The organism is Arthrobacter sp. G.S.26 (genome assembly GCF_050847375.1).
Taxonomy (GTDB): Bacteria; Actinomycetota; Actinomycetes; order Actinomycetales; family Micrococcaceae; genus Arthrobacter.
The window spans coordinates 3,676,691-3,703,473 of sequence record NZ_CP193752.1 but is presented as its reverse complement, the minus strand read 5'-3'; the positions used below and the strand labels follow the sequence as shown (position 1 = coordinate 3,703,473).

Sequence of the window (26,783 nt, the reverse complement as noted above, 5' to 3'; positions counted from 1 at the left end):
CCATGACTGCCATTGAGGCTGAGACCTCCGCCCCCACCACCGTGGAGCATGTCCTGACGCTGGACTGCAGCGAATCGCCGGGTATTGTCCACGCCGTTTCCGGGTTCCTGCTGGAACACGGCTGCGACATCATCGACAACCAGCAGTTCGGCGAACGCTCCGAAAAGCACTTCTTTATGCGGGTGCACTTCTCGTCCGACGGCGATGCCACCACCGCGGATACGCTGCGGGCGGCGTTCACCCCCGTCGCCGAACGCTTCGGCATGAGCTGGCGGCTGGAACGGCACGGCTCCAAGCGCCGGGTGCTGATCATGGTCTCCAAGTTCGGGCACTGCCTCAACGACCTGCTGTTCCGCGCCCGGATCGGCGAACTGCCCATTGAAGTGGTTGCAGTGGTGTCAAACCACACCGACCACCAGACCCTGGTGGAATGGCACGGCATCCCGTTCTTCCACGTGCCGGTCACCGCCGCCACCAAGCCTGAGGCGGAAGCCAGGCTGCTGGAACTCGTGGACGAGCTCGACGTCGAACTGGTGGTGCTGGCCCGCTACATGCAGGTCCTCAGCGACAGCCTCACCCGCAAACTCGAGGGCCGGGCCATCAACATCCACCACTCGTTCCTGCCCAGTTTCAAGGGCGCCAAGCCCTACCACCAGGCCTACGCCCGCGGTGTGAAGACCGTGGGAGCCACCGCGCACTACGTCAACGCGGAACTGGACGAGGGACCAATCATTGCCCAGCAGACGGTGGAGGTGGACCACACCTTCGGGCCGGAGGACCTCGTGGCTGCCGGCCGCGACACCGAATGCAAGGCACTGAGCAACGCCGTGCGCTGGCACTGCGAAGGCCGTGTGATCCTGCAGGGCAGCCGGACAGTGGTGCTCGGCTGAACAGGATTTCCTGCCGTAAAACCAGGGCTGCCCCACACCTTCCTTGCGGAAGGCGAGGGGCGGCCCTGTTTTTTTGTTGTTTCGGGGAAACCTGCGTCCTAGACGCCCAGGGCTTCCTTCAGTGCGGCGACGTGGCCGGTTGCCTGCACCTGGTACTGCGCCAGGGTGACGTTGCCCTGGGGGTCCAGCACCACGGTGGAGCGGACGATGCCTTCGACGATTTCGCCGTTGACCAGCTTTTCGCCCCAGGCGCCGTAAGCCAGGGCCACTTTGTGGTCCTCGTCGGAGAGCAGCGGGAAGGTCAGGGAGAAGTCGCCGGTGAAGCCGGCCAGGGCTTCGGGGGCGTCAGGGGAGATCCCGATGACCTCATAACCCTTGCCCTGCAGCGAGGCCAGGTTGTCGCGGAAATCGCAGGCCTCGGTGGTGCAGCCGGGGGTGGCCGCCTTGGGGTAGAAGTACACGATCACGTTTTTGCCGCGGTAATCGGCGAGGGCCGTCGCGTTGCCCTGGGCATCCTTCAGGGTGAAGTCGGGGGCCTGGGTGCCGGGCTGAAGCTTGGTGGTCAGGGTGGGGCTCATGGCGTTCCTTTTGAAGAATCTGTCAGGGGCAAAATTTTGGGGCAAAGCATCCAGTGAAGCGTCTTCCGTGCATATTCAACAACTCCGGCGTCATATGCAGTATTCCGCGGGACCCCGCACTGTTGCCGATTTTCCGGGGACAAACTGGTAGCCGCCGCCGCGGACCGTGGCCACCGCGTGCCGGGCGTTGCCCAGTTTGCGCCGGATCCGGCCCACGTAGACGTCGATGGACCGTTCGGACGCGCCGGGCGTCTCGAAGGAATCCAGGAAGGCCTGCAGTTCCTCCCGGGCCACGGTGCGGGACAGGTGGGTCACCAGGTACCGGAGCACCTTGAATTCGACGCCGGTCAGCGCCACCGGACGTCCGTCCAGCAGCACCTGGTCGGCGGCCAGGTCCACGGCCATGCGGCTCACGGGGCCGGCCGACGGCGGCAGCCGGGTGCCGCCGTCGTCCTCCGGTGCTGCCGGGGCGGCACCGGGAAGGGAATGTTCCGCCGCGGAGGGTTCCGGAGAGGAGTCGGCTGCAGTCCCCTCCGCGGTCGCGGAACATTCCGGCGTGGGCGCTCCGGCGGCGGGCCAGTGGACTTCCGCCTCCGGAGCAGTTTGCAGGGCGCGCGCCAGGACCAGTTCGGCGGCGCGGCGCATCAGTTCGGGACTGGTGCCATCGGCAGGGACCACCCACACGGCGAGACCGCGTGCGGCTGCGCCCTGTGCGGGGAAACGGTGCCGGGCCTCCGCCCGCGGATGGTGGGCTTCCACTGCCATGGCGCGTCCCTACACTCCGCCGCGGCGGATGAGCTTGCCGGTGGGCGTCTGGCCGTCCACCACCGCACCGCGCAGGTAGGTCCTGCGGACCACTCCGGAGAGGGCCTTGCCGTCGTAGGGGGTGATGGGGTTTTTGTGCTTGAGCTTGGAGACGTCCACCACAAAGGCCTCGTCGGGGGCGAATACCGCGAAGTCGGCGTCGTAGCCCAGCGCCAGCTGGCCCTTGGTGGACAGGCGGGCCAGCGCGGCCGGCTTCTCAGCCATCCAGGACACCACCTGCTCCAGGGGGATGCCACGGTGCCGGGCCTCGGTCCAGATCAGGGACAGGCCCAGCTGGAGCGACGAAACCCCGCCCCAAGCCACAGCAAAATCGCCGTTCTCCAGGTCCTTGAGGTCCAGGGTGGAAGGGGAGTGGTCCGAGACGATGCAGTCGATGGTGCCATCCTGGAGGCCCTGCCAGAGCAGTTCCCGGTTGGCGGCTTCACGGATGGGCGGGCAGCACTTGTACGCTGTGGCGCCGTCCGGAATTTCCTCCGCCATCAGGGTGAGGTAGTGCGGGCAGGTTTCCACGGTGAGCTTCACGCCGTCGCGCTTGGCGGAGGCGATCATGGGCAGGGCGTCAGAGGACGACAGGTGGAGGATGTGCGCCCGCGCGCCGGTCCAGCGGGACCGTTCGATGACCTCCGCGATGGCCTTGTTCTCGGCGCCGCGGGGGCGGGAGGCCAGGAATGTGGAGTAGTGGTCGCCGCCGGGGTGCGGGGCACGGTCGATCGCGTGCGAGTCCTCGGCGTGGACGATCATGAGGGAGTCGAAGGATTTCAGCTCCGCCATGTCCGCTTCCATCTCATCGGCATCCAGGTGCGGGAACTCGTCCACGCCGGAGTGCAGCAGGAAGCACTTGAAGCCGAAAACGCCTTCATCGTGCAGGGGCCGCAGGTCCGCCTTGTTGCCCGGAATCGCGCCGCCCCAGAACCCGACGTCGATGAACGCCTGGTCCTCCGCCACCTCACGCTTAAGCTTGAGGTTTTCAACGGTGGTGGTGGGCGGCACCGAGTTCAACGGCATGTCGATGATGGTGGTCACGCCGCCGGCAGCGGCAGCGCGGGTGGCGGAGGCGAAGCCCTCCCACTCGGTGCGGCCGGGCTCGTTGACGTGCACGTGGGTGTCGACGAGGCCGGGAAGGAGGGTCTCGTCGTCGGCCAGTTCGATGATCTCGGTGCCGGCCAGGCCGTTGCCCAGGGGTTCCAGGGCCACGATCCGGCCATTGCGGACGCCCACTTCGCGCGGGGCGATGCCGGCGGTGGTGAGGATGCGCTGGCCCCGGATGACCAGGTCATAACGTTCTTCAGACACGGAGGTCCTCCTTGGTGTTGGCGGTGGCGGCAGGCTTTTCGGCCGCCAGCCAGCCGCTGATCTGGGTACCCAGCTGCTCCAGAAGCGTTCCAGCCTCTGCTATGCACCTGTCTACATTGCTTTCCAGCGCGGTCAAAGCATAAATGTCCTCGAACCCTGCGGCGGCGGCCTGTTCCGGCGCCAGGGTGGTCCGCCCGCACACGGCGATGACGGGGACGCCCTGGGCTGCGGCGGCCCGGGCCACCCCGATGGGGGTTTTGCCCAGCAGGCTTTGTTCGTCCAGGCTGCCTTCGCCGGTGATCACCAGATCGGCGCCGGCGAGGCGTTCTGCGAGGCCCGTGAATTCGAGGACCACGTCGATGCCCGGGCGGCGGGTGGCGGCCAGGACGGCGATGGCCGCGTAGCCAACACCGCCTGCCGCCCCGGCGCCGGGCGCTTCGGCTGCCTTAACAGCACGGAATCCGATTTCCCTGGCCAGGACTTCGACAAACCTGGCCAGGGCGGCGTCGAGCGAGTCGACATCTTGAGGTGCGGCGCCCTTTTGCGGGCCGAAAACCCGTGCGGCGCCCTGGGCGCCCAGCAACGGGTTGTCGACGTCGGACGCCAGCACAAATCGTGTATCCACCAGACGGGGATCAAAGTCGGTGAAATCAATGGTGTGAAGATTGGCCAGCGCGGCGCCGCCGGCCGGGAGTTCGTTGTTCTGCTGGTCCAGGAACCGCGCGCCGAGGCCCTGCAGGAGTCCTGCGCCGCCGTCGGTGTTTGCGCTGCCCCCAACGCCCAGCACAATCCGCCGGCAGCCCGCATCCAGGGCGGCGCTGATCAGCTGGCCGGTGCCAAGGCTGGTGGCCGTGGCAGCTGCTTCGGCATCGGGGGCGCCCCCGGCCAGGACCTGCGGCAGCAGGGCCAGGCCGGACGCGGTAGCCATTTCGATGACTGCCTGGTGGTCGCGGACCGCGAAGTCGGCCTGGACCGGCTGGCCCGTGGGCCCGGCCACCGTGACCGTGCGGCGGGTGAACCCGGAGCCGACGGCGGCGTCGAGGGTGCCCTCGCCGCCGTCGGCCACGGGAATCCGGAGGACGTCAAGGTTGCCGCCGGCGCCTGCCTGCAGGCCTCGTTCGAGGTGCCGGCAGACGTCCGGGGCGGAGAGGGAGCCCTTGAACTTGTCCGGGGCAATGACGATCCGCATGGTTTAGGCCTGCAGTGCCAGGATGGCGGTGGGGGCGTCCGCAGCCGTTTCGGCCAGTTCCTCGAACTCGTTCACGGCGTTGATTTCCACACCCATGGAGATGTTGGTGATCTTTTCCAGGATCACCTCCACCACCACGGGCACCTGGAACTCGCCCATCAGGGCCTTGGCCTTGTCGAACGCCGCCGGCAGGTCTGCCGGGTCCTGTACGCGGACGGCCTTGCAGCCCAGACCTTCGGCCACTTTGAGGTGGTCCACGCCGTAGCCGTTGGTTTCGGGGGAGTTGATGTTTTCAAACGCCAGGGAGACGTTCTGCTCCATCTTGAAGCCGCGCTGGGACTGGCGGATCAGGCCCAGGTAGGAGTTGTTCACCACCACGTGGATGTACGGGATGTTGAACTGGGCGCCCACGGCGAGTTCCTCGATCATGAACTGGAAGTCGTAGTCGCCGGACAGTGCCACCACCGTCTCGTCGGGCTTGCCGCGCACCACGCCCAGGGCTGCGGGGCCGGTCCAGCCCAGCGGGCCGGCCTGGCCGGCGTTGATCCACTTGCGCGGGCCGAAGACGTGGAGCATCTGCGCGCCGGCGATCTGGGACAGGCCGATGGTGGACACGTACGTGGTGTCGCGGCCAAACGCCTTGTTCATTTCCTCGTATACGCGCTGCGGCTTGATCGGGATGTTTTCGAAGTGCGTCTTGCGGTGCAGGGAGCCCTTGCGCTCCTGGCATTCGGCAACCCAGGCGCTGTAGTCCGGCAGGGACCCTGCGGCCTTGCGCTCCTTGGCGAGCTCAACCAGCCCGGCCAGCGCCGCACCGGCGTCGGACGCGATGCCCAGGTCCGGGGAGAAGACGCGGCCGATCTGGGTGGGCTCGATGTCGATGTGCACAAACGTGCGGCCGGCCGTGTAGGTGTCCAGGCCGCCGGTGTGGCGGTTGGCCCAGCGGTTGCCGATGCCGATCACGAAGTCGCTGCGCAGGTAGTTCTCGTTGCCGTAGCGGTGCGAGGTCTGCAGGCCCACCATGCCGGCCATCAGGGAGTGGTCATCGGCGATGGCGCCCCAGCCCATCAGGGTGGGGATGACGGGAACGTTCAGGGTCTCGGCCAGTTCAACCAACTGGGCGGACGCACCGGCGTTGATGATGCCGCCGCCGGCCACGATCAGGGGGCGCTCGCCGGCCAGGAGCATGGCCAGGGCCTTTTCCAGCTGCTTGCGGCTGGCCTTCGGCTTTTCCACGGGCAGCGGCTCGTAGGTGTCGATGTCGAATTCGATTTCGGCCATCTGCACGTCGATGGGCAGGTCCAGCAGGACCGGGCCCGGGCGGCCTGAGCGCATCAGCTGGAAGGCCTTCTGGAAGGCGCCGGGAACCTGGCCGGGCTCCAGCACGGTCATGGCCATCTTGGTGACGGGCTTGGCGATGGACTCGATGTCCACGGCCTGGAAGTCTTCCTTGTGCAGCTTGGCCACGGGGGCCTGGCCCGTGATGCAGAGCATGGGGATGGAATCTGCCCAGGCGGCGTACAGGCCGGTGATCATGTCGGTGCCGGCGGGGCCGGAGGTACCGATGCAGATGCCGATGTTGCCGTCCTTGGCGCGGGAGTACCCGTCTGCCATGTGGCTGGCGCCTTCGACGTGGCGGGCCAGGGTGTGGCGGATGCCGCCGTGGGCCCGCATGGCGGAGTAGAAGGGGTTGATTGCCGCACCTGGCAGGCCGAACGCCTCGATGGCGCCTTCCTTTTCCAGGACTGCAACCGCTGCATCAACGGTACGCATCTTGCTCATGGTGTGCTCCTTGGGAAACTTTGGGGGCCCTGTGCGGGCTGGTTTTTGGGTGTGGAAGGGGAGCCGGCGTCGGGTGTGTACGACGCCGGGGCTTCCGTTGAGTGCTGTGGAGCGGTTTTCGCCGCGGTGCTTTACTCCCGGCCGGAGAGCTGCAGGACCTGCTTGAAGAGGCCGGAGTGGTCCAGTGCGCCATCACCCTGGTTGACGGTGGCGGCGACGAGCTGGGCGACGACGGCGCCGAGGGGGACGGCGACGTTGGCTTCGCGGGCGGCGGAGGTGACGATGCCCAGGTCCTTGTGGTGCAGGGCAAGACGGAAGCCGGGGTCGAAGTTGCGGTCCAGCATCTTCTGGCCCTTCTGGTCCAGGACCTTGGAGCCGGCAAGCCCGCCACCGAGGACCTTCAGGGCGGCGTCGGTGTCCACGCCGTAAGCCTCAAGGAAGGCGATGGCTTCGCCGAGGACCTGGATGTTGACCGCGACGATCAGCTGGTTGGCTGCCTTGACGGTCTGGCCGGAGCCCGAGGGGCCCACGTGGACGATGGTTTTTCCCACTGCCGTCAGGACGTCCTGTGCGGCATCGAAGTCTGCCTTTTCGCCGCCCACCATGATGGACAGGGCGGCGTCGATGGCGCCCTGTTCGCCGCCGGAGACCGGTGCGTCGAGGGGGCGGATGCCGGCTGCTGCGGCGTCCTCGGCGAGGCGCTTGGCCACGTCCGGGCGGATGCTGGACGCGTCGATCCAAAGGGCACCCTGCTTGGCGTTGGCGAACACGCCGTCCTTGCCGCTGACGACGCCCTCAACATCGGGGGAGTCCGGCACCATGGTGATAACGACGTCGGCCGCCTTGACCGCGTCCGCGATGCTGGTGGCGCCCTGGCCGCCTTCGGAGACGAGCTTGTCGATCTTGTCCTGGCTGCGGTTGAAGCCGGTGACGGTGTGGCCGGCCTTGACCAGGTTGATGGCCATGGGCAGGCCCATGATTCCGAGTCCGATGACTGCAACGTTGCTCATGAGGTTCTCTTTCTAAAAAGTCTGCGGGTGGGATACCCAACTAGGTCGCAGTTGTTGTCGTTATGAGGGTTCAAAACGACAACAACTGCCAGTCAGTTGGGCGGGTGGGCTCAGGAAGCGGTGGCGCGGTCCCGGATGGCCCAGCTGAACGCAGTTTCCTGCGGTTCCTTGTACTCGAGGCCGATGTGGCCCTCGTAGCCGAGTTCGCGGCTGCGGGCGATCCATTCACCCAGCGGGAGGTTGCCGGTGCCGGGGGCGCCGCGGCCGGGGTTGTCGGCGATCTGGATGTGGCCGAAGTCCTTGGCGTGGTTTTCGATGACGGCTGCGACGTCATCACCGTTGACGGCCAGGTGGTAGAAGTCGGCCAGGAGCTTGATGTTGGTGGCTCCGGACTCATCCTTGACGCGGGCGATCACCTTGAGGGCGTCCGCGGCGGTGAGGAGCGGGTACTTAGCAGCGCCGCTGACGGGTTCCAGGAGGACTGTGCCGCCGATGCGGGCGACGCCGGCGGCCGCGGCTGCCAGGTTCTTTGCGGCCAGTTCGTCCTGCTCTTCAGGGGTGAATTCGTCCTGGCGGTTGCCGTAGAGGGCATTGAAGCCCTTGCAGCCCAGGCGCTCGCCGATGCCGGTCACGGCGTCGATGTTGTCCTTGAATTCGGAGCAGCGGCCCTTCCAGGAAACCAGTCCGCGGTCGCCGCCCGGCATGTTGCCGGCGTTGAAGTTCAGGCCCGTGAGCTGGACGCCGGCATCCTTGATGGCGTTCTCGAACCGGGTGGTCTCGGCGTCTGAAGGGACGGAGGAGTCGAAGGGCCACCAGAACTCGACGGCGTCGAAGCCGGCTGCCTTGGCTGCGGCCGGGCGCTCGAGCAGGGGCAGCTCCGTGAGGAGGATGGAGCAGTTCACTGTGTACGTCATCGTAGGTCCTTCCAAGGAGGGGCGTTGATCCATCTTCCTATGCTTCTTTGGCTATCAACCGTTTCCGCTTTGTGGAATTTAGATTCTGCTTTATGAAAAGTGTAGGGAAGGAGGGGGTGTCGAGTCAAGGGGCGGGCCGGCTTCCGCTTCGGGCGCTTAAACCGAAGGGCCCGCCTTCCGTTACGGGAAAGCGGGCCCTCGGCCTTCTACGGCCTTCTGGATGGCCCCGGTATCCAGCTTGACGCCGTCACCATTGGCTTTGTACGCCGGATGCGCCACTTCGTTGCGGTGCCGTGTGGGCGTCGTGGTCACCGTGACGGGGAGTGCACTTGGCATTTTCCCCTGCGGTGCCGAGTGGCTTGCCGTCAGGTAGACGCGGTACTCCACCACGTCGTCGTGGATATCCGGGTTGTTCAGTACCAAAAACGTGCTGTCCGCGCCGTTGGGGAGTGGCGGGACCTAGTCCGGGACTGGCCCGTCCAACGTTATGGCTGCATTGATCAGGGCCAGGTGGCTGAGGGCTTGCGGGAGGTTCCCCAGCGCCGATCCGTCAGCGGGGTCGAACATTTCAGCCAGGATTCCGACGTCGTTCGCGGTGCCCGCCAGTTCAGCCATCCTGGCCCGGGCCTCGTTGGTCCGGCCGCAGAAGTGCAGGGCGGAGACCATCCAGTAGGAACAGGCGACGAACGTTCCTTCCTCCTTCTCTGCGCCGGAAAAGCGGTACAGGTGCGGGCCTGCGGAAAGTTCGCGGTCCAACGCATCAATGGTTGCGCTCATGCGTGTTCCACGGTCAAACCCGCTGATCGCATGGAGCAGGACTGACGCATCCAGTTGCGTTGACCCCGGATACCAGGCGTAGGCCTGCAGCTCTTCCGACCAGCAGTTTTCCTCTACCCATGCCCGGATCCGTTCAGCTTCCGCACGCCACCGGGAGGGGTCGCCCGGGATCTGGCCCAACTCAGCGAGATGGACTGCCTGCTGCAGGGCATGCCAGCACCCCATCTTCGAGCTGGTGTAATTTTGCGGTTCGGTAAGCTCCCACATCCCGGCATCGCGCCGCTGCCATGCATCGCAGGCGGAATCGGCGATGGTGGCCAATGTCCTGCCTGTGGCGGCGTCCAGGACATTGCCGTGGTCCACGTACAGCGTGACAATACTGAAGACGTCGCTAAAGACGCCCAGCTGCAGCTGGCCAGAAGCCCTGTTGCCGGTCACGACAGGGCCGATGCCGCGCCAGCCGGGAACGTCGTAATTGGCCACATCGTCAATACAGGCAGAGCCGTCCAGGCGATACATCACGGCAGGATAATCATTGTTGTTTCGGATGGTCCTGAGCATCCATGACATGGCGGCATGGGTCTCCTCACGCAGGCCAAAGCGGAACAACGCCGTAAGGCTGTAGGCCGTGTCGCGGACCCACGCGTAGCGGTAGTCCCAGTTCTTGCCGCCGTCCAGGCTTTCGGGCACGGAGGTGGTGCCCGCAGCGGCAACCGAACCTTCGTCGCCCATGATCAGGAGCTTCAAGGTGAGCACGCTCCGGTGTACCTGGGCTGCGAACCCGCCCTCGTAGTTAAAGGAGGAGCTCCACCGCTGCCACTTTTCTATGGTCCTGTCGATCCCCTCGTCCACAGTCTCCGGGGCGGGAATAAGGAGGGGTTCGCCCTCCGTGGCGACCAGGCCAAAAATCGCCCGGGAACCGGCGGTGGCCGTGTAGTCAATCGTGATGCTTTTATCATCCCAGCCCACGGTGTCCTCGCCTGCGGACCGGACCGCCATGGTGAGTCCATCGAGCCGGAGGACCACCCCGTGGACAGTGTCCTGGATCCACGGCGACACCCGGCCCAGGCAAGTTCCGGGCCTGGCCACTGCCCGCATGGGCACCTCGCCGTCCAGGCCCTCGATGCGGCGGCCAAGCTCAGACCAGGGCAACCGTCCTGCGATCCCCGTGTTCAGCGAATCGGTGACACGCACCCGGCCCCTGGCCGTGGTGAACGTTGTCACCAGGACATTGGTCCGGCCCAGGTAGCTGCGCTCCGTGGTGAAGGGCTCCGTGGGCTGAAGCTGCAGATATCCGCCGCCGGCAGCGTCCAGCAGGGCGGCGAACGGGATGACCGAGTCCAGGCCCGGCAAGGGAAGCCAGTCGATCCGGCCATCGGCCGCCACTAGCCCTATGGTGCGGCCATCGCCGATGGCGGCGTAGCTTCGCAGGTCTGCGTACCCGTGTTGGTCCCGGACATACTGGGTCATGCGGCATCGCTTTCGTTGGAGCGGGCAGCGGATGCTATTGCCGCAGAAAGCAGGTCCAGGTTTTCGGGTGTGCCCGCAATCTCCAGCCGGCCCTTGTCTGTGACCGCCATGACTGCCAGCACGCTGCGGTCAGTGATGTACTTGCGGTCCTGCCCGGTGGTCTCGCGCCGCTGGGCTGCCAGTTCCAGGACGCGCAGCTTCACGGGCCGCCCGGAGGGCTCTGCTGTGTCGTACACCGCTGGTTGAAACACCGTTTCTCCGGGCCCGGCGGTGGTAACCACCATGTTCCAGATGCTGGATAAGGAGCCGGGCCGGGAATCGGGGTAGCGGATCCACAGGAGGAGTTTTCCATCGGCAGCGAGTTTGGCTCCGGTTTTGCGCATCCGCTTCTGCTGCAGGTACATGCCGCCGGCCATGAACAAGGCGTAGAACGTTGAATTGAAAAGCGCATCATCAAGCCTGCGGTGCACAGCCACGTTAACGCCCATCATGAGCAGCCAAACGGCCAGGAAAACCAGGACCGCGGCTCGGGTGGGGTGTTCCCTGATCCACTTCCTCATCGGTCCACCCTAGACCGGCGCGGGTCAGGGGGCCATCAATGGATGCCGGTGCGGGAAAACGGCCGGAAGAACCCCGACGGCGGCCTGCGGCACCTGAGTTAGGCTGATCCGGCGCGGGGACTGAACATGCCGCGGGCCAGTCACGCTAGAAGGGCAGCTCGCCGTGCTGCGTCGGAACGATCAGGAGCCCGGTGATCAGACCGGCCGCGTTGAAAGCCACCCGGCCCACCCACTGCCCGGCTTCGCAGTCGATCATTGTGTGTCCCACCAGTGTGCCTGTCGCTTCCTCGCCGGGGGACAGGGCGCTGCCGTCTGGAAGCTCGACGCCGGTCCCGTGGAAGGACACGAGGTTACCGGTGTCTGCCACAGCCTGCGCCCACGTGCCCAGGACCCGGCCGCGTGTCAGTACCGCAGCGGCATCGTCGGTCAGCATCGGCGCCAGCGATCCGTAGTCGCCGCTGTCCACCAGCCGGAAGACCTGCTCCGTCCGTGCCGCCACATCCATGGCCTTCATTCCCGCCTGCATGGTTTCTCCCGTCCTGGGGTCCCTGGCCGAACCGAACCGCTTAAATGCCGCCTGCCGGCTCATGCCGAGCACGCCGCCGATCTCTGCCCACGTATAGTCCTGACGGGCAGTGTCCACGGCTTCCCGCAGATTCCGCCGGGCAATATCCAGTTGGTCCCGTGCAGCTGCCACGGCGGCCAGGCCGGAGGGGTCATCCGTCGCGTCCATGGCTCCCTGACCGTCCTGCTTTGGCGGCTGTCCATGCTGCCGGGAAGACGGCGCCGGCCATGATGAAGGCCGGAGCCCACCACGCAGCATTTCCGTCGCCCGTCCTGAAGAATACGAAGCCCAGGGCCACGGCGGTTGCGGCGGCGGCAGCATATACGGCCGGTTGGACGTAGCCCCGGCGCGGTGTGGCGTAGGAGCCGAAAAACAGCATGACCCAGAGCGATAGCGCCCAGACTGTCCCCATCAGGAAACCCGGCCATCCCACCCCCGTCAGGAGCCCTACGGCAACGGCCACCGCGACTGCTACGAGCAAGGATACGAGTAGGTTGCGCATACTCAAGGATGTCCGGCGTCGTCCGCTTTTGTCAACCAAAAGTTGACGTTTGAATCAGTGGCGGCGCTGGCTGCCGGGCCTCTCCGGGGGTGCCCCTGGCCGCTCCGGGCGCACCGCCGGCTGCAGGTCCCGGATTGTAGGCTTTCCCGCGGCGGCTATGCTGAGGAACGCCGTAAGGCAGGGCGGGACGTGGCGGCAAGGACCATCGTTACTGGTCGCGGAAGGACAAACCGAATGGCTCGAGCGACAGTCCAGGACGTCGCCAAAACGGCGGGTGTGTCCGTTGGTACGGTGTCCCGGGTCCTGAATGGGAGTCCAGCTGTCAGTGCGGCAAGCAGGGAAAAGGTCAATGAGGCGATCCGCCGGCTCAGCTACCGGCCGCTTGCCTCAGCCCGCGACCTCCGCAGGGACCGGACGATGCGTGTTTTGGCGCTGGCCAAGAACCTGGAGTCCCTGGTGGTCAGTGAAGTCTTCCGCGGGGTGGGGGATGCGGCGGCTGACTCGGGCTACGTCAGCCTGATCGCTGCGACTGCCGGCGACCTGGAGCGGGAGCAGCAATTGGTGGACATGCTCCGGAACGGGTCCGTGGATGGGATGGTTTTGTTTTCGCCCACCATGCCGGACGAGGATGTTGACGCGGTGGCCGGGCAGTTGAGTGTTGTCCAGGTCTGCGAAATCGTCGACGCCGACGCGGCGTTCGGCGTTTCCATTGACGACCGCCAGGCCGCATATGACATGACGCGCCACCTGATCGACGCCGGCGGGCGAAGGCTGGCCATGATCGCGCACCGGAGTGCCCGTTCAGGCCGGCTGCGCGAGGCCGGATTCCGGCAGGCCGTTGCCGACGCCGGCCTGCCGCCAGGGCGGGTGCTGTCAGGTGAAGGCGGTTTTGGCTTCCACGCCGGCCGCAGGCTGGCCAGGGAGCTGCTGGCGGCTGGGGATCTTCCGGATGCGGTGTTTTGCGGCACCGACATTGCGGCGGCCGGCTGCGTCCGTGAACTTACGGACGCCGGGCTCCGGGTGCCGCACGACATCGCCGTGGCGGGTTTTGATGACTCGGCCCAGGCGGAGATGTGTGTCCCGGAACTGACAACCGTGCGGCAGCCTGCTTACGAGATGGGCCGGGTGGCTTTCGCGGAACTCCTGGAGCGGATGACCGTGCCCGGCGCGCACCGCCGTGGCCGGGTGTTTTTTCCCCATGAGCTTGTGGTGCGGGATTCGACGAAGGGCTAAGGGGGTTGACAGTCCCACGAGTCCGCTGCCAGACTTGTTTGGAATCGATTCCACGGGTTGGAGTCGATATTTTGGAAGATTTTTGGAATCGATTCCAATCCTCTGGGACCGTCCCAAATTTCCCGCGACCCGAATACAGCGCGACCCGATAGAAGAGGAACCAAGTGTGAGCAACCAACAGCCCACCGGACAGCATCCCACCGGACAGCACCCCACCAGTCAGCAGCCCGGACAGCCGCCTGCCAGTCAGCCGCCCGTTCAGCGGCGGCCTGCCGGACAGCAGGCGCCTGACCCGAAGGAGCATGGTGGAGAACTGAGAGTGGGTGTTGTTGGCATCGGTTGGGCCGGGCAGCAGCACTTGGCTGCTTACAGCCGGATGGACGGCGTACGCATTGTTTCGCTGGCAGGGATGGAGAAGGACCTCCGTGACTCGCTGCAGGCTGAATACTCGATCCCCAGCGCATTCGACGGCTGGGAGGAGATGCTCCAGCATGGCGGCCTGGACGCGATCAGTGTTGCGGTACCCACCTTCCTGCACGCCCCCATCTCCATCGCGGCCCTTGAGCAGGGCCTGCATGTGTTGAGCGAAAAGCCGTTGGCCCGTAACGCCGTCGAAGGCCGGGCCATGGTGGACGCTGCCCGCAAGGCCGGGCGGGTCCTGGACGTCGCCTTCAACCACAGGCGCCGCGGCGATATCCAGGCGCTGAAGCAAATAATCGACGACGGCGGTGTGGGCCGCCCGTACTACGCCAAGGCATCATGGCTGCGCCGGGCCGGCATCCCGATGATGGGAAGCTGGTTCACCAACCCTGAGCTTGCAGGCGGCGGGCCGCTTGCCGACATCGGAGTCCATGCCCTCGACTATGCCCTGCACCTTCTGGGCGAACCCAAAGTGGTGGCGGTGTCCGCCACAACCCATTCCGAGCTTGGGCCACGGGGGCGGGGCGGGAACAACCGTTACTCCGCCATGGCAGCCAGCCATCCTTTTGAGGTGGAGGACTTCGCCTCGGCGTTCCTCCGCCTGGAGGGCGGTGCGACGCTGCTGCTCGAAGCCGGCTGGGCCAGTTACCGGGAAGTGGAGGACCTGCTGGATTTCACGGTCTACGGAACCGACGGCGGCGCTGAGCTCAAGGTTCAGGGCGCACCAATGGCTGCCGTGGGTGAGCTGAAGGTTTTCACGGACAAGGACGGCGAAAATGCCGACTACGTACCGCCCGCCGTGCCGGGCCGGGCACACCAGGCGGTGGTGGAGGACTTTGTGGCCGCAGTCCGCGGCGGGGCGGAAGTTTGGGGACGGCACGACGGATCCATGGCCCTCTCCCGCGCCCACATCATCGACGCCTGCTACCAATCGGCGCAGGAGCAAAGGGAGGTTCGTCTCTGATGAACGACAAGCTGAGAATCCGCGTCTGGAACGAAGGCGTCCACGAGGCCCGCAACGAGCCCGCCCACATTGGGGAAATCTACCCTGACGGCATCCACGGTGCCATCGCCGCGGGGCTCCGCTCCTTCTACCCGGAGTCGGAAATCTCCACGGCGGTCCTCGCTACCGACGACGAACATGGCCTCGATGAAGAAACCCTCGCCGAGACGGATGTGCTGCTCTGGTGGGGCCACGTGGCGCACGGCCAGGTGAGCGAGGCCGTCGTCGAACGCGTCCACCGGCACGTCCTGGGCGGAATGGGGCTTATTGTGCTCCATTCGGGGCACTTCGCCAAGATATTCACCAAGCTGCTGGGCACCAGTTGCTCCCTGGCCTGGCGGAATGACGGCGAGCGTGAACTGGTGTGGACCGTCAAACCGTCGCACCCCATTGCAGAGGGCGTGGACAGCCCTATCGTTATCCCGGAGCAGGAGATGTACGGCGAGCTGTTTGATATCCCTGACCCCGACGACCTGATCTTCATCAGCTCGTTCGCCGGCGGCGAGGTGTTCCGCTCCGGCGTTACGTTCACGCGCGGCAAGGGGCGGATTTTCTATTTCAGCCCCGGCGACCAGGAATACCCGGTCTACCACCACCCGCAGATCCAGCGGGTCCTGGCGAACGGTGTGGGCTGGGCTGCCCAGCCGGAGCTTCGCCGCTCGGTCCCTGCCGTCAGCAACCCGGCCCGGGGCTGGTTCGAGGAAGCCTAGGCGCGGCGCTGCTGATCGGGGCTGGGCCTTCCTGTCGCTGCCGTGCGGCAGACTGTTCCCATGACCTTTGCAAACGTGGGAACGCTCGGAACCAAGCCAGGCCAGCAGGACGCCCTGGTTGCCATCCTTACCCGTCCGTCCGCTGGCCTTTCGGTGGCCGGCTGCCTGCAGTACGAGGTGGGCGTCAACCCCGATGTGCCGGACACCGTGTTCGTCAGCGAACTCTGGGAATCTGCTGAAGCGCACCAGGCATCACTGCAGTTGGACAGTGTCCAGGCCGCGATTGCAGAAGCCAGGCCGCTGCTTTCCGGGGAGATGGGCGGATTCCGCTTCAACGTCGTTGGATCGCCACTGCGCTAGGTGTCCTTGGCCATGGAACTGCGCAGGGCCCAAAGTTCCCGCTGGTGCCGAAGAATTTTACCGGTGCCAAAGTTTCCTGCGGATCCCGTCTGTCGGCCGCAAAACGGGGTACGGGGCGGGTATGAAGCCGCTGCCTGCACTGGAACTTGTCGCCCGCCTTGAGGACGCTGCCTGGCTGGACCCGGTGTCCAAGAAGGTCAGGAAAGTGGTGAAGACCGTTATCCGGCCCCGCTGGGCCCGCGACGTCCTGCATGGCGTTCCTGTGGGGCACCCCGTGCACCCGCTGGCGGTGCAGGTGCCCATGGGTGCCTGGATCTCGGCGGCCGTCCTGGACGCCCTGCCGGGAAATGAACGGGCGTCGGCAGTCCTGGTCGGCGTCGGAGCGCTGAGCGCAGTGCCGGCAGCGGTGGCCGGTTTTACCGACTGGTCCGAACTGCATCCCCAGCAGCAGCGGGTGGGACTGGTCCATGCCGCAGCCAATATTGCCGCAACGACGTTGTACGCCGCGTCCCTGGTCCAGCGTGCCCGCGGGCGGCAGGGCAGCGGCAAAGCGCTGGCCTATCTCGGGCTCGGCACCATAAGCGCAGGCGGGTTCCTGGGCGGTCACCTTACGTACCGGCAAGCTGCCGGCGTGAACCACAGCGAGGAAATTCCGCACCGGTTCCCGCAGGGCTGGCACAAGCTGGCACCACTGGCGGACCTGCCGGATGGCAAACTTACCAAACGCGATGTGGCTGGGATCCCCTTGCTGGTGCACCGCGAGGGGAACCGCATCAACGTGCTGTCCGATGTGTGCAGCCACTTGTCCGGTCCGCTGCATGAAGGCAAACTGAAGGCCGCTGCCGAAATTCCGGGCGGCACCGCCGGGGACAACCAGCCTTGTGTGGTGTGTCCTTGGCACAAGAGCACTTTCGCGCTGCGGACGGGGGAGGTCCTGTCCGGGCCTGCAACTGCACGCCAGCCGCTGTTCAGCTCCCGTATCACCGACGGGCTTGTGGAAGTTTGCCTGCCGGGCGCCGACTAAGCCTGGGTCGCTGGGTCGCTGGGTCGCTGGGTCGCTGGGTCGCTGGGTCGCTGGGTCCTGGGTCGCTGGGTCCTGGGTCGCTGGGTCGCTGGGTCGTGGGGGCGGGGGACTGGGGTGTGGGTCGTGGGTCCACGTTTGACCCGGGCCGCCGGCCCATCAGCCGGATAGGTGCAGTACCAGCGCTTCTTCGAAGGGGCTTCGATCGCCGGGCAGCAGCCCGGGTGGCCATTCGGGAGGCTCCCAGTCCTGCTGCTCACTCTTGTACTGCCTGCCCGAGGGGGAAATCCAGCCGGGCGGCTCATCTTTGGTGGCCGCAGTGGGCCGCCACGCGCTGTTGTGTTTCAGCCGGTGGTGTTTACGGCAGGGCTGGCCCAGGTTGCTGATGCCGGTGGTCCCGCCGCTGTGCCAGGACAGAAGATGATCGGCCTCGTTGTCCAGGGATGGGTTGCTGCACCCTGGAAACGGGCATTTTCCATCCCGTAAGCGCAGCCACCGCTTCATGGCTTCCGTGAGGCGGTAGCTTTTCCTTCCAATCTCCAGCGGTGCGCCGTTGCGGGGGTCGATCAGTACGCGATAAAACGAGCTGGCGCCCTCCGCCACCAACTTCCGTGCCATCGACGCCGGGATCGGCCCATAGCCGTCCAGCATCGCGGGTTCATCGCCGACGCCCAGCAAAGAGAACACCGGCACCGTGACCAGCACCTGCGCCGCAGGCACGGGAACTTCACTCAGGTCCCGGAAACCGGCGGTGCCGTCAGGAACGACGTCGTTGACGTGATCGCCAGGGAGCCCTTGGACGTCGTTGACAGCGCCGCGAACCTCCTGTTCCCTGAAACCGCCAGCGCTTTCCTCAAAGTCCCCGGCTTGAGAGGCCCTGCTGGCTCCATTGCCCAGGAGCGCGGCCGCGAAGATGTCGGCCTTGAGCTGGGTAAGGGTCCGCTGTTCGTTCGGCCCCTGGGTTCCCCTGGCGAGCGAGGTGGTCCGGTTGCAGATGGCCGACGCGGCCGTAGCGGGAAGGAATCCGGAGACCCAGGCCATGCCGTCCCGGTCAGGCGAAAATTCGATGCGGCGGTCCGCGAATCCCTTGGCGTGGCGGGTTTCCAGTGATTCCGGGTGGTGCCGTTCGCGCCATCTCCGGACTTTCTGCCGGAACCTGCCCGGGACCAGCTCTCCGGCGGGGCAGCCCCTGGCCGGATCGGTATCGTCAGGGTCCAGGAAATGGGAGGTCAGCTCTGCTGCGGCCTCGGCGTCGAGTCCGTCGGTCGCGTCCGCAATGATGCGGGCGTGCTGCCACGACATCCGTCCCGAAGCGAGTTCTGTCATGGCCAGCGGCAGCGTGCACAGCTGGCGTGCTGAAGCGATCAACGCTCCGGCCGCAGCCGCGCTCACGGTGAGGACCCCTGCCACTTCCTCCACCACGGACATCCCCCGGAAGGTCCGGGTCTGGGCTGAAGCGTCAGGAGGGGTCATGGCCAATTGGAGTTCGGCGCACTCGGCGGCGTCACGGGCTTTGATCGCCGCGAGCATTGCCTCCAACCTGGAAACTTCCGCAAGCCGGTCGAGGCGGACATCGTAGGCGCGCTGGAGCAGATCGGTCCCAGCGTCGGCAGCGCTGTTCTTCGAAGCATCGGGATGATCCGCGCTCAAACCAGCCGCGTTCAAATCGCCCGCGCTGACACCGTCCGCAGCCCAACTGCCAGCAGCGGAGGCTTCCAGGGCAAGACCCGAAGTGCCCGGATCGGAGCTGAACAGCTCAGCCAGGACGCTAATGGAGGCGTGAACCGCTTCCATTGCTGCTGCCTGCCGGGTGCTGTTTCCCATACCAATATCATCCATCGGGGGTCTGACATTTTAGGCTGCGATGCTTGCGGCTGGGCGAAATCGGTAACCGGCACCGCCAGACAGACGCCCGCACGTGGCTGGACCCTGAAACAAGGCAGCTCGCATCACTGCAGCTGAGTGACCCATTTACCGCGCCGCAGCACACCCGCCAGCGTAAGATCCGGGTCGACCACCAGGACATCGGCAGCCATCGCGGGACGCAGCCCGCCCACGTGTGCCGAGACCCCCAGGACATCAGCCGGAACAACTGTCGCGGCGGTGACCGCGTCCTGCAGCGGGATGCCCGCGGCAACTGTCGACCGGACCACGTCCAGCAAGGTGGACGTGCCACCGGCGATGGCGCCGGTAGTGTCCACTCGCGCCACGCCTTGCTGCACGGTTACAGCCAGCGGCCCCAGTTTGTACTGGCCGTCCTGCAGCCCGGTGGCCGCCATCGAATCGGTGACCAGGGCAATGTTGCGGGCTCCCACCAGGTCGAAAACCAGTTTCACAGTTTCGGGCGCCAGGTGGACCCCGTCCGCAATGAGTTCCACCACGGCTTCACCTGCGCGTGCGGCGCCCAAACTGGCCGAGACAGGTCCGGGGGACCGGTGATGCAGGCTGGGCATGGCGTTGAACAGGTGCGTCACGGTGGGCCGCAACCGGCCTGACGGCGGAGCGGAACCGGCAGGGTCACCCAACCCGAACAGCTCAGCAGACCCGGCCGATCCGAGTACCCCGGCGCCGCCCATGGACGCGGCAGCCCCAGCGAGCCCGGCGAACTCAGCCAGCCCGGCAGCAGCCTGTTTCAGGAACTCCGCCGCCACGGTATTGTCCGCCGCCGTGTGGCCCAGCGAAGGGATCACCCCGTGCCGCGTCAGCAACTCCACCACGCCCGCCATGCCGGGAAGCTCAGCAGCGAGGGTCATGGACTCCAGCGTGGGTCCGGCCGCCGTCATCATGGCGGCCAGCAGGTCCAGGTCCGGTTCCAGCAGCAACGCCGGATCATGAGCGCCGCACTGCCCGGACGAGAGGAACGGTCCCTCCAGATGCGACCCGGCAATCAGCCCGTCAGCCGCCAGTTGCCGCAGTACTTCAAGGTTCCGGAGCGTCTGCGCCGGTGGTCCCGTCACCACACTGGCCAGGAGCGTGGTGGTGCCCCTGCTGTGCAAGTACCGGGCAGCGGCCGTGGCGCCTTCCGCCGAACCGTCAGCAAAGTCCGCCCCCAGTGCGCCGTGGCAGTGCAGGTCCACCAGGCCCGGCAGCAGGATGCGGTCAGGCCGGGCGGGCCCGCTTTCGCCGGGAAAGCCCGACGCCGGCCCTGCGAAGGTGATCACGCCGCCCGCCACTGCGATGATCCCGTCAGCCACGTCCAGGTCCGCGGAGACGATGCGGCCGCGAAGGACCAGCCCATTGCCACTGGTTGCTGTGGCGCCTGAAGTGTTCATGCGGGAAGTGCTCCTGTGGTCAAAGCCGCTGAAATGCCGGCTGCGAGTTGCGGGTCGGGCTGGCTGGTGCGGCCCGGGCCGGAGGTTGTCCGTGGCCGGGCCGAGGTGTGAACGGCATGCACACCACTATGGAGGAGGGCGGGGATCAACCCAAGGCCCACACCGCCCCCTGCCATGATCTGGACAGAAGGGGCGTGCGTCCGTCCGAGTTCCACTAGTCGGGCCAGCATGGGCAGGCCCGCGGCGCAGTCTGCACCGCCGCCGCTGGTCAACACCCGGTTAACGCCTGCCTGCTCGAGCCTGGCCAGGGATTCCGCCGGATCGGCGCCGCCTGCCAAGGCGGCGTCGAACGCCCGGTGGAACGTGATCTCCGCAGCCGGGTCCCGCTCCCGCACCAGCTCCACAATCCGGCGGATGGCACCTACGTCCGGTCCGCCGTCGGCCGCGAGGATTCCCACCACCACACCGGCGGCGCCAGCGGCTAAAGCGGCGACGACGTCGCGCTCAACAACCTCCAGCTCGTCCGGCGAGTACGTGAAGTTGCCCGTCCGCGGCCGCACCAGGACGTGGACCGGGACCCCCGCTGCGCACGCCTGGGCCACGGCGCCAATGCTGGGCGTGACCCCCTCGGTCTCCGCCAGGGCAGCGCACAGCTCCACACGGGCCGCGCCCACGGCTGCGGCCAGGCGAACCCCGGCCAGGCCCTCGACGGCGAGTTCCAGCGCAGGCGTCCGGGCTGGAGGAACGGCTGGCATGCTCAGAGTCCCTGCCAGGCCGGCTTGCGGCTGAACGTGTCCCGGTAATAGTCCTGGTGCGTGAGCTTCGACGCCGCGGCCTCATCCACCAGCACGGTGACGTGCGGGTGCAGTTGCAGGACGGACGCCGGGCAGATGGCGGCCAGCGGCCCCTCCACAGCAGCGGCGATCGCGTCCGCCTTGGCCGCACCCATGGCGAGCAGCAGCAGGTGCCGCGCCTGCCCGATGGTGCCCAGCCCCTGCGTCAGGACATGGTCCGGAACGTCCTGCTCCCGGTCGAAGAACCTGGCGTTGTCCTGCCGGGTCTGCCGGGTCAGGGTCTTGATCCTGGTCCGGGACGCCAGCGAGGACATGGGCTCGTTAAAGCCAACGTGCCCGTCCGTTCCGATGCCCAGGATCTGGATGTCCACCCCGCCGGCAGCGGCGATGCGTTCCTCGTACTGCGCAGCCTCGGCTTGCGGATCCTGCGCCATGCCGTCCAGTCCGTGCACGGCGCCGGCGGCGAAGTCCACACTGTCAGTGAACTCGTCCCGGATGACCGAATGGTAGGACTGCGGATGCGCAGCAGGCAGGCCAACGTATTCGTCCAGGAGGAACGCCTGGGCCTGGCCAAAGCCGAGGCCGCTGTTCCGGTGCCGCTCAATGAGCTCCTGGTACGTGCCCAGCGGGGTGGACCCGGTGGCGAGGCCCAGGACGGCCGGGCCGCGCCGGACGTACTGTTCGATGGCATCGGCGGCCTTGCGGGCCACCTCGGCGGGGGAAGGGAGGATGACGATTTCCATGCGGGAAGGCTGCTTTCGTGTGGAGTGGATAAGGATGGGGCGTTACTTGGCGGCTTCGGTCTCCACGGAGACCTCGTCATCTTCCCGGCCGGGGGTGCGCAGGTTCCAGCGCTTGATGACGAACGAGAAGAGGAAGTAGTAAATCACTGCGTAACCCAGGCCGATGGGGATCAGCAGCCAGCCGTTCTCGGACTTGCCGAAGTTGAGGACAAAGTCGATGAGCCCGGCGGAGAACGTAAACCCGTGATGGATGTCCAGGGCATTCACCAGCGCCATGGATGTGCCGGTGAGGACAGCGTGCACGATGTAGAGGGGGAAGGCGACAAACATAAAGGAGTATTCGAGCGGTTCGGTGATGCCGGTGAAGAATGCGGTGAGGGCCGTGGAAAGCATGATGCCGCCGACGATCTTCTTCTGGGAGGGCTTGGCGTGGCGCCAGATGGCAAGTGCGGCGGCGGGCAGGCCGAACATCATGATGGGGAAGAACCCGGTCATAAAGACTCCCGCGGTGGGGTCGCCTGCAAAGAAGCGGTTCAGGTCGCCGCGGACCAGCTGGCCGGAGGCGTCCGTATAGTCGCCGATCAGGAACCAGAGTCCCGAGTTGAGGATGTGGTGCAGGCCGGCCGGCAGCAGCATGCGGTTGGCGAAGCCATAGATCCCGCCGCCGAGTTCAGGGTTTCCGGCAACGGCTTCGCCTGCCGCGGAGAGCCCTGAGTTGAAGATGGGGTACACCAAAGCCAGCGCGATGCCGACCACCAGGCTGGTGACGGACGTCAGGATGGGAACCAGCCGGCGGCCGCTGAAGAAGCCCAGGAAGTCCGGCAGTTTGGTCCGGTAGAACCGCTGCCACAGCATGGCGGACAGCAGGCCCACCACGATGCCGGCCAGGACGCCGTAGTTGATCATGGAAGGTTTGCCCCCGGCGTCCACCTGGCCGGCCAGGACCAGCGGGGACATCGCCTTGAAGACGCCGTCGATCACCATGTAGCCCACAACGGCGGCCAGGGCGGTGGAACCGTCTGACTTCTTGGCCCAGCCGATGGCGATGCCAACGGCGAAAATCAGCGGCAGCCAGGTGAAGACGGCGTTGCCCGCGGAGGAGATAACGGCGGCGCCGCCCTCGAACCCTGGGATGGCGCCGAGCAGGTCGGGTTGTCCGATGCGCAGCAGGAGCCCGGCGGCAGGCAGGACCGCGATGGGAAGCATCAGGCAGCGCCCCAGGCGCTGGAGGACGGCGAAGGCCCGGTTCGGCTTCTTCTCTGGAGCCTGGGCGGTGGTCTCGGATGTTGACATGGTGGCACCTCTGCGGGTTCGGATGGGGTTGTGGAGAGACGGTTCCAGCCGGTACTGTCTGGTTATGACCAGTTCAGTGTGATTCATCCCACGGGGCCCTGTCAAGGAGGCCCTGAAGTCCGTCGGCGAGGAGGCTCACCAGCGGACGGGGCGCCATAATTGGTCGCATCAGGGCCGCCGGTCCGGTGTTGAGAACGTGCTCCAACGGGCACCGTCAGAAAGGGCAGCCATGTCCAAAGCAGAGAAAATCATTGAAGGCCTGGGCGGCGCCGCCAACATCCTTGAGGTGGAGGCCTGCATCACCCGGCTGCGGACCGAGGTCAAGGATGTGTCGCTGGTCAGCGAGGCATCGTTGAAGGCTGCCGGCGCCCATGGCGTGCTGACCGCAGGCACCGCGGTGCAGGTCATCGTGGGCCCCGAGGCGGACAACCTCGCAGAAGACATCGAGGACCTGCTCTAGTGGCAGGCACCCTCACCGTCCTCGCTCCCATCAGCGGCGCCGTCGTCCCCCTCACCGAGGTGCCGGACCCGGTATTCGCCGGCCAGATGGTGGGTTCCGGCGCCGCCGTCGAGCCGCCTGCAGGAGCAGCGTTCGACGTCGTATCCCCGGTTGCGGGAAAAGTGGTCAAGCTCCTGCCGCACGCCTTTGTGGTGGTGGCGGAGTCAGGGCAGGGCGTCCTGACCCACGTGGGGATCGACACCGTCAAGCTCGAGGGCGACGGCTTCACGCTGCATATTGCCCAGGGCGATACCGTTGCGGCCGGTGCCGCCGTGATGCGCGTGGATCCCACCGCAGCCCTGGCCGCCGGCTACTCGTTGGTGAGTCCCGTTGTGGTGCTGGATACCAAGCCGGACACCGCGACTCTCGTGGCGGGCGGCGCAGTAGCTTCGGGGGAAGCGCTGTTTACCCTCGGCTGATCGGCTGACTGACTGATCGGCTGATTGGCTGGCCGGCTGATCGGCGTGCCGGGGCGGGTTGCGACGCAACCTGCCCCGGCGCTGCCTAAAGCCGGACTTCCATGTTCAGGGAGTAGCGGTCGGAACGGTACCAGGAGCGGGAGTGCTCGATGGCCAGGGGCCCGGACCACGAAACCCTGTCGAAAGCCAGAACGGGAGCGCCGGTGCCGGTGCCCAGGAGGGCGGAGATGTCCGGCGGTGCGCCCTCGGCCCTGACGCTTTGCCGGGCCCTGTCGATCTGGTGGCCGAACTGCGCAGCGAGTGCCTTGTAGACCGAGCCTGTCAGGTCGATGTCCAGCAGCCCGGGAGCGTGTTCGGGGTTGTACCAGGCATCGTCCACGCTGACCGGGCGGCCATCGGCCAGGCGGAGGCGGCGCAGGTGGAAGGCGGCGGATCCAGTGGCCAGGCTGAGTTCCTCTGCCGTATCAGCAGGTACGGGTGCGCTCTCGGCCACCAGCACCACCGTGCTGGGAATGTGCCCCATGGCTTCCATTTCCTGCGTGAATGAGGCCAGGTGGAGGGTGGACTGGACCGGCGAGTCCGCCACGAACGTGCCCTTGGCCGGCACCCGGACCAGATGGCCTTCATGCACCAGCCTGCCGATGGCCGCGCGGACCGTGATCCGGCTGACCCCGTAGGAATCCATCAGGGTCCGCTCGCTGGGCAGGCGGGCCCCGGGCTCCAGTTCGTCCTTGGCCAGTTTGAGGATGATCAGCCGCAACTGCTCATGCTTGGGGACCTGCGAGTTGTTGATGTGGGCGCTCGCCGCCTGTGCACTGCTCCCGGATGTAGCCAAGTCGGTCCCTCGTTTGTGGAGCGGTCCGGTAAGGACCACTACCTCGGATTATTCCACAAGGGGCAGTCCCGGGCGCGGAACGGGCGGCGGGTGCCGTGGAAAGGCACTACGTGACGGGGCGCAGCCAGCACAAACGAAAGGCGGGCAGCCGGCACAGCCGGGGCGCAGCCAGCACAAACGAAACGCGGGCAGCCGGCACAGCCGGGACGCAGCCGGCACAAACGAAAGGCGGGCAGGGCCGCGAAGGCCCCGCCCGCCGTCGGCCGCTAAACAAAGGGCGACCCAGTGGTCCGCTGTCCTACTCGGGGGTGCGTGCGTCCGAGCGGGCAGCCTTGCTCATCTGGAACTGCGGGATCTCACCCGGGTGCGGGCCGCCGCGGAACTTAGGCGAGGGATCCTGCCCTTCGCTGAGCCGCTGGAGTTCCTGGCCCTCGAAGTCCTCCTCCTTGCCCAGCATGATGGCGGAATCGTGGTTGGTGATCTCGCCCTTGAAGGCGCGGAGCATTACGCTGCGGTCAAACTGGCCTTCCCACTTGGAGACGATGAACGTGGCCACGCAGTTGCCCAGGAGGTTGACCACCACCCGCATGGAGTCCATCAGCCGGTCCGCGCCCAGGAGCAGGGCAACGCCGGCCACCGGGAAGATGCCGAGTGCTGCCGCGGTGGCGGACAGGGCCAGGAAGGAGGAACCGGGAACGCCGGCCATTCCCTTGGAGGTCAGCAGGAGGACGCCGAGGGCAGCCAGTTGCTGGCCAAGGTCCAGGTTGTGGCCGAAGGCCTGTGCCAGGAACAGCAGGGAGATGGACAGGTAGATGGCGGCGCCGTCGAGGTTGAAGGAGTAGCCCGTGGGGACCACCAGGCCTGTGGTGGCTCGGGAGCAGCCGGCGTTCGTCAGCTTGGTCATGATCCGCGGCATAACCGCCTCGGTGGATGCTGTGCCAAGAGCCAGGAGGAATTCCTCCCGGGTGTACTTGAGGAAGTGCCACAGCGGGACGCGGGCAAAGCTCCACGCCACCAGGAAAAGCAGGCCAATGAAGATGATGGCCGCGCCGTAGCAGGCAGCAATCAGCTTGGCGTACGTGCTGAGCGTGCCAAGGCCGTACTGGCCGATGATAAAGGCCATGGCGCCGAATGCGCCGATGGGTGCCACCTTCATGATCCAGGACATGATCTTGAAAATGAGTTCCAGGACCGTTTCCATCAGGCTGATCACGGGCATGCACCGCTGGCGGCCAATCACCACGATGGCTGCGCCAAAGAACACGGAGAAAAACAGCACCTGCAGGAGGCTGTTGCTGGCAAAGGCGCCGATGACGCTGGCCGGAATGACATCCAGGATGAAGGAAGCGGCGTCCTTGGATTCCGCCGAGCCCGTCTTGGCGTCCAGGTCCGCCTGCGACAGTGTTGATGGATCGATGTTCAGGCCGGCGCCGGGCTGCACGATATTGCCAACGATCAGCCCGAAGACCAGTGCAAAAAGAGTTGCTGCTGTGAAGTAGACAAGGGCCTTGACGCCCACCCGTCCTACCGCCTTGACGTCGCCTACGGCTGAAATTCCGGTAACGATCACCAGGAAGATCAGCGGCGCGATGATCATCTTGATCAACTTGATGAAGCCATCTCCGAGGGGCCTCAGCTGGGAGCCAAGGTCCGGCCAGAAATGTCCGATGAGGACACCTGCCACGACGGCGATCAGGATCTGGAAGAAAAGCGACTTATACAGCCGCTTCTTCTTCGCGGGCACCGAACTCGCCTTCAGTGCCTCAGGGTTGGGGATCTTCATTGACCTTTGCCTATCAAATCGGGAACGGCCGGCGGGAGCGTGG

General features: G+C 66.2%; 27 protein-coding genes. 8 read left to right on the top strand and 19 right to left on the bottom strand.

What is annotated here, in order from left to right:
• Positions 1–2: 2 nt before the first annotated feature.
• Entirely contained in the window at positions 3–890 is an 888-nt protein-coding gene (purU, locus tag ACRB8A_RS17050) for a formyltetrahydrofolate deformylase (RefSeq protein ID WP_056598564.1), read from the top strand.
• Between the two features lie 98 nt (positions 891–988).
• Here the strand turns inward: purU and bcp are convergent, their stop codons facing one another.
• The 12 genes from bcp to ACRB8A_RS16990 all read right to left on the bottom strand — a co-directional run bounded on the left by bcp (position 989) and on the right by ACRB8A_RS16990 (position 12,334).
• On the bottom strand, positions 989–1,468 hold the full coding sequence (bcp, locus tag ACRB8A_RS17045) for a thioredoxin-dependent thiol peroxidase (protein ID WP_050686015.1): 480 nt from the start codon (positions 1,466–1,468) through the stop codon (positions 989–991).
• Positions 1,469–1,558: 90 nt separating this feature from the next.
• Positions 1,559–2,233 (bottom strand): winged helix-turn-helix domain-containing protein, encoded by a 675-nt coding sequence (locus ACRB8A_RS17040; RefSeq protein ID WP_050686014.1) that lies wholly within the window; start codon positions 2,231–2,233, stop codon positions 1,559–1,561.
• Between the two features lie 9 nt (positions 2,234–2,242).
• Positions 2,243–3,586 carry an allantoinase AllB gene (allB, locus tag ACRB8A_RS17035; RefSeq protein WP_056598561.1) on the bottom strand — a complete coding sequence of 448 codons (1,344 nt, stop codon included), beginning with the start codon at positions 3,584–3,586 and terminating at the stop codon, positions 2,243–2,245.
• Complete coding sequence (locus ACRB8A_RS17030) at positions 3,579–4,775, bottom strand: glycerate kinase (RefSeq protein WP_050686012.1); 1,197 nt, start codon at positions 4,773–4,775, stop codon at positions 3,579–3,581. The genes allB and ACRB8A_RS17030 overlap by 8 nt, the downstream gene beginning before the upstream one ends.
• Before the next feature lie 3 nt (positions 4,776–4,778).
• On the bottom strand, positions 4,779–6,557 hold the full coding sequence (gene gcl, locus ACRB8A_RS17025) for a glyoxylate carboligase (RefSeq protein ID WP_432245185.1): 1,779 nt from the start codon (positions 6,555–6,557) through the stop codon (positions 4,779–4,781).
• A gap of 131 nt (positions 6,558–6,688) precedes the next feature.
• Positions 6,689–7,567, bottom strand: a complete 879-nt coding sequence (locus ACRB8A_RS17020; RefSeq protein WP_050686010.1) for a 2-hydroxy-3-oxopropionate reductase — start codon at positions 7,565–7,567, stop codon at positions 6,689–6,691.
• A 110-nt stretch (positions 7,568–7,677) separates the two neighbouring features.
• Positions 7,678–8,481 (bottom strand): hydroxypyruvate isomerase family protein, encoded by an 804-nt coding sequence (locus ACRB8A_RS17015; RefSeq protein ID WP_050686009.1) that lies wholly within the window; start codon positions 8,479–8,481, stop codon positions 7,678–7,680.
• Positions 8,482–8,661: 180 nt separating this feature from the next.
• Positions 8,662–8,904, bottom strand: a complete 243-nt coding sequence (locus tag ACRB8A_RS17010; RefSeq protein ID WP_050686008.1) for a hypothetical protein — start codon at positions 8,902–8,904, stop codon at positions 8,662–8,664.
• Positions 8,905–8,940: 36 nt separating this feature from the next.
• Entirely contained in the window at positions 8,941–10,728 is a 1,788-nt protein-coding gene (locus ACRB8A_RS17005; protein ID WP_056598546.1) for a glycoside hydrolase family 15 protein, read from the bottom strand.
• Positions 10,725–11,288 carry a hypothetical protein gene (locus tag ACRB8A_RS17000; RefSeq protein WP_056598543.1) on the bottom strand — a complete coding sequence of 188 codons (564 nt, stop codon included), beginning with the start codon at positions 11,286–11,288 and terminating at the stop codon, positions 10,725–10,727. The genes ACRB8A_RS17005 and ACRB8A_RS17000 overlap by 4 nt, the downstream gene beginning before the upstream one ends.
• Positions 11,289–11,433: 145 nt before the next feature.
• A complete protein-coding gene (locus ACRB8A_RS16995; protein ID WP_432245184.1) occupies positions 11,434–12,021 on the bottom strand; it encodes a hypothetical protein in 588 nt (195 codons plus the stop codon).
• Positions 12,005–12,334 carry a hypothetical protein gene (locus ACRB8A_RS16990; protein WP_432245183.1) on the bottom strand — a complete coding sequence of 110 codons (330 nt, stop codon included), beginning with the start codon at positions 12,332–12,334 and terminating at the stop codon, positions 12,005–12,007. The genes ACRB8A_RS16995 and ACRB8A_RS16990 overlap by 17 nt, the downstream gene beginning before the upstream one ends.
• 255 nt (positions 12,335–12,589) lie before the next feature.
• Here ACRB8A_RS16990 and ACRB8A_RS16985 point away from each other — a divergent pair, with 255 nt between their 5' ends.
• From ACRB8A_RS16985 to ACRB8A_RS16965, 5 genes are all read left to right on the top strand, one after another.
• Entirely contained in the window at positions 12,590–13,588 is a 999-nt protein-coding gene (locus ACRB8A_RS16985) for a LacI family DNA-binding transcriptional regulator (RefSeq protein ID WP_432245182.1), read from the top strand.
• 313 nt (positions 13,589–13,901) lie between these two features.
• Complete coding sequence (locus ACRB8A_RS16980) at positions 13,902–14,972, top strand: Gfo/Idh/MocA family protein (protein WP_432246059.1); 1,071 nt, start codon at positions 13,902–13,904, stop codon at positions 14,970–14,972.
• A complete protein-coding gene (locus tag ACRB8A_RS16975) occupies positions 14,972–15,721 on the top strand; it encodes a ThuA domain-containing protein (protein ID WP_056598532.1) in 750 nt (249 codons plus the stop codon). Before ACRB8A_RS16980 ends, ACRB8A_RS16975 begins: the two co-directional genes overlap by 1 nt.
• 60 nt (positions 15,722–15,781) lie before the next feature.
• Positions 15,782–16,081, top strand: a complete 300-nt coding sequence (locus tag ACRB8A_RS16970) for a putative quinol monooxygenase (RefSeq protein WP_056598530.1) — start codon at positions 15,782–15,784, stop codon at positions 16,079–16,081.
• Positions 16,082–16,202: 121 nt separating this feature from the next.
• Positions 16,203–17,105: a Rieske 2Fe-2S domain-containing protein gene (locus tag ACRB8A_RS16965; RefSeq protein ID WP_432245181.1), complete on the top strand. Its 903-nt coding sequence runs from the start codon at positions 16,203–16,205 to the stop codon at positions 17,103–17,105.
• A gap of 156 nt (positions 17,106–17,261) precedes the next feature.
• Here the strand turns inward: ACRB8A_RS16965 and ACRB8A_RS16960 are convergent, their stop codons facing one another.
• The 5 genes from ACRB8A_RS16960 to ACRB8A_RS16940 form a co-directional block, all read right to left on the bottom strand.
• Positions 17,262–18,926 (bottom strand): HNH endonuclease signature motif containing protein, encoded by a 1,665-nt coding sequence (locus tag ACRB8A_RS16960; protein WP_432245180.1) that lies wholly within the window; start codon positions 18,924–18,926, stop codon positions 17,262–17,264.
• 125 nt (positions 18,927–19,051) lie between these two features.
• Positions 19,052–20,374 (bottom strand): N-acetylglucosamine-6-phosphate deacetylase, encoded by a 1,323-nt coding sequence (locus ACRB8A_RS16955; RefSeq protein WP_432245179.1) that lies wholly within the window; start codon positions 20,372–20,374, stop codon positions 19,052–19,054.
• Positions 20,371–21,129 (bottom strand): copper homeostasis protein CutC, encoded by a 759-nt coding sequence (locus tag ACRB8A_RS16950; RefSeq protein ID WP_157407694.1) that lies wholly within the window; start codon positions 21,127–21,129, stop codon positions 20,371–20,373. Before ACRB8A_RS16950 ends, ACRB8A_RS16955 begins: the two co-directional genes overlap by 4 nt.
• 2 nt (positions 21,130–21,131) lie before the next feature.
• Complete coding sequence (gene nagB / locus ACRB8A_RS16945) at positions 21,132–21,911, bottom strand: glucosamine-6-phosphate deaminase (protein ID WP_056598519.1); 780 nt, start codon at positions 21,909–21,911, stop codon at positions 21,132–21,134.
• Between the two features lie 42 nt (positions 21,912–21,953).
• Complete coding sequence (locus tag ACRB8A_RS16940; protein WP_056598516.1) at positions 21,954–23,204, bottom strand: PTS transporter subunit EIIC; 1,251 nt, start codon at positions 23,202–23,204, stop codon at positions 21,954–21,956.
• A gap of 229 nt (positions 23,205–23,433) precedes the next feature.
• Here ACRB8A_RS16940 and ACRB8A_RS16935 point away from each other — a divergent pair, with 229 nt between their 5' ends.
• Entirely contained in the window at positions 23,434–23,664 is a 231-nt protein-coding gene (locus ACRB8A_RS16935; RefSeq protein WP_050685988.1) for a glucose PTS transporter subunit EIIB, read from the top strand.
• Positions 23,664–24,122, top strand: coding sequence for a PTS sugar transporter subunit IIA (locus ACRB8A_RS16930; RefSeq protein ID WP_285241875.1), 459 nt, complete (start codon positions 23,664–23,666; stop codon positions 24,120–24,122). Before ACRB8A_RS16935 ends, ACRB8A_RS16930 begins: the two co-directional genes overlap by 1 nt.
• Before the next feature lie 85 nt (positions 24,123–24,207).
• Here the strand turns inward: ACRB8A_RS16930 and ACRB8A_RS16925 are convergent, their stop codons facing one another.
• Together ACRB8A_RS16925 and dctA are read right to left on the bottom strand one after the other, a co-directional pair.
• On the bottom strand, positions 24,208–24,957 hold the full coding sequence (locus ACRB8A_RS16925; RefSeq protein WP_050685984.1) for a GntR family transcriptional regulator: 750 nt from the start codon (positions 24,955–24,957) through the stop codon (positions 24,208–24,210).
• Between the two features lie 298 nt (positions 24,958–25,255).
• Positions 25,256–26,740 carry a C4-dicarboxylate transporter DctA gene (dctA, locus tag ACRB8A_RS16920; RefSeq protein ID WP_050685982.1) on the bottom strand — a complete coding sequence of 495 codons (1,485 nt, stop codon included), beginning with the start codon at positions 26,738–26,740 and terminating at the stop codon, positions 25,256–25,258.
• Between the last annotated feature and the right edge of the window lie 43 nt (positions 26,741–26,783).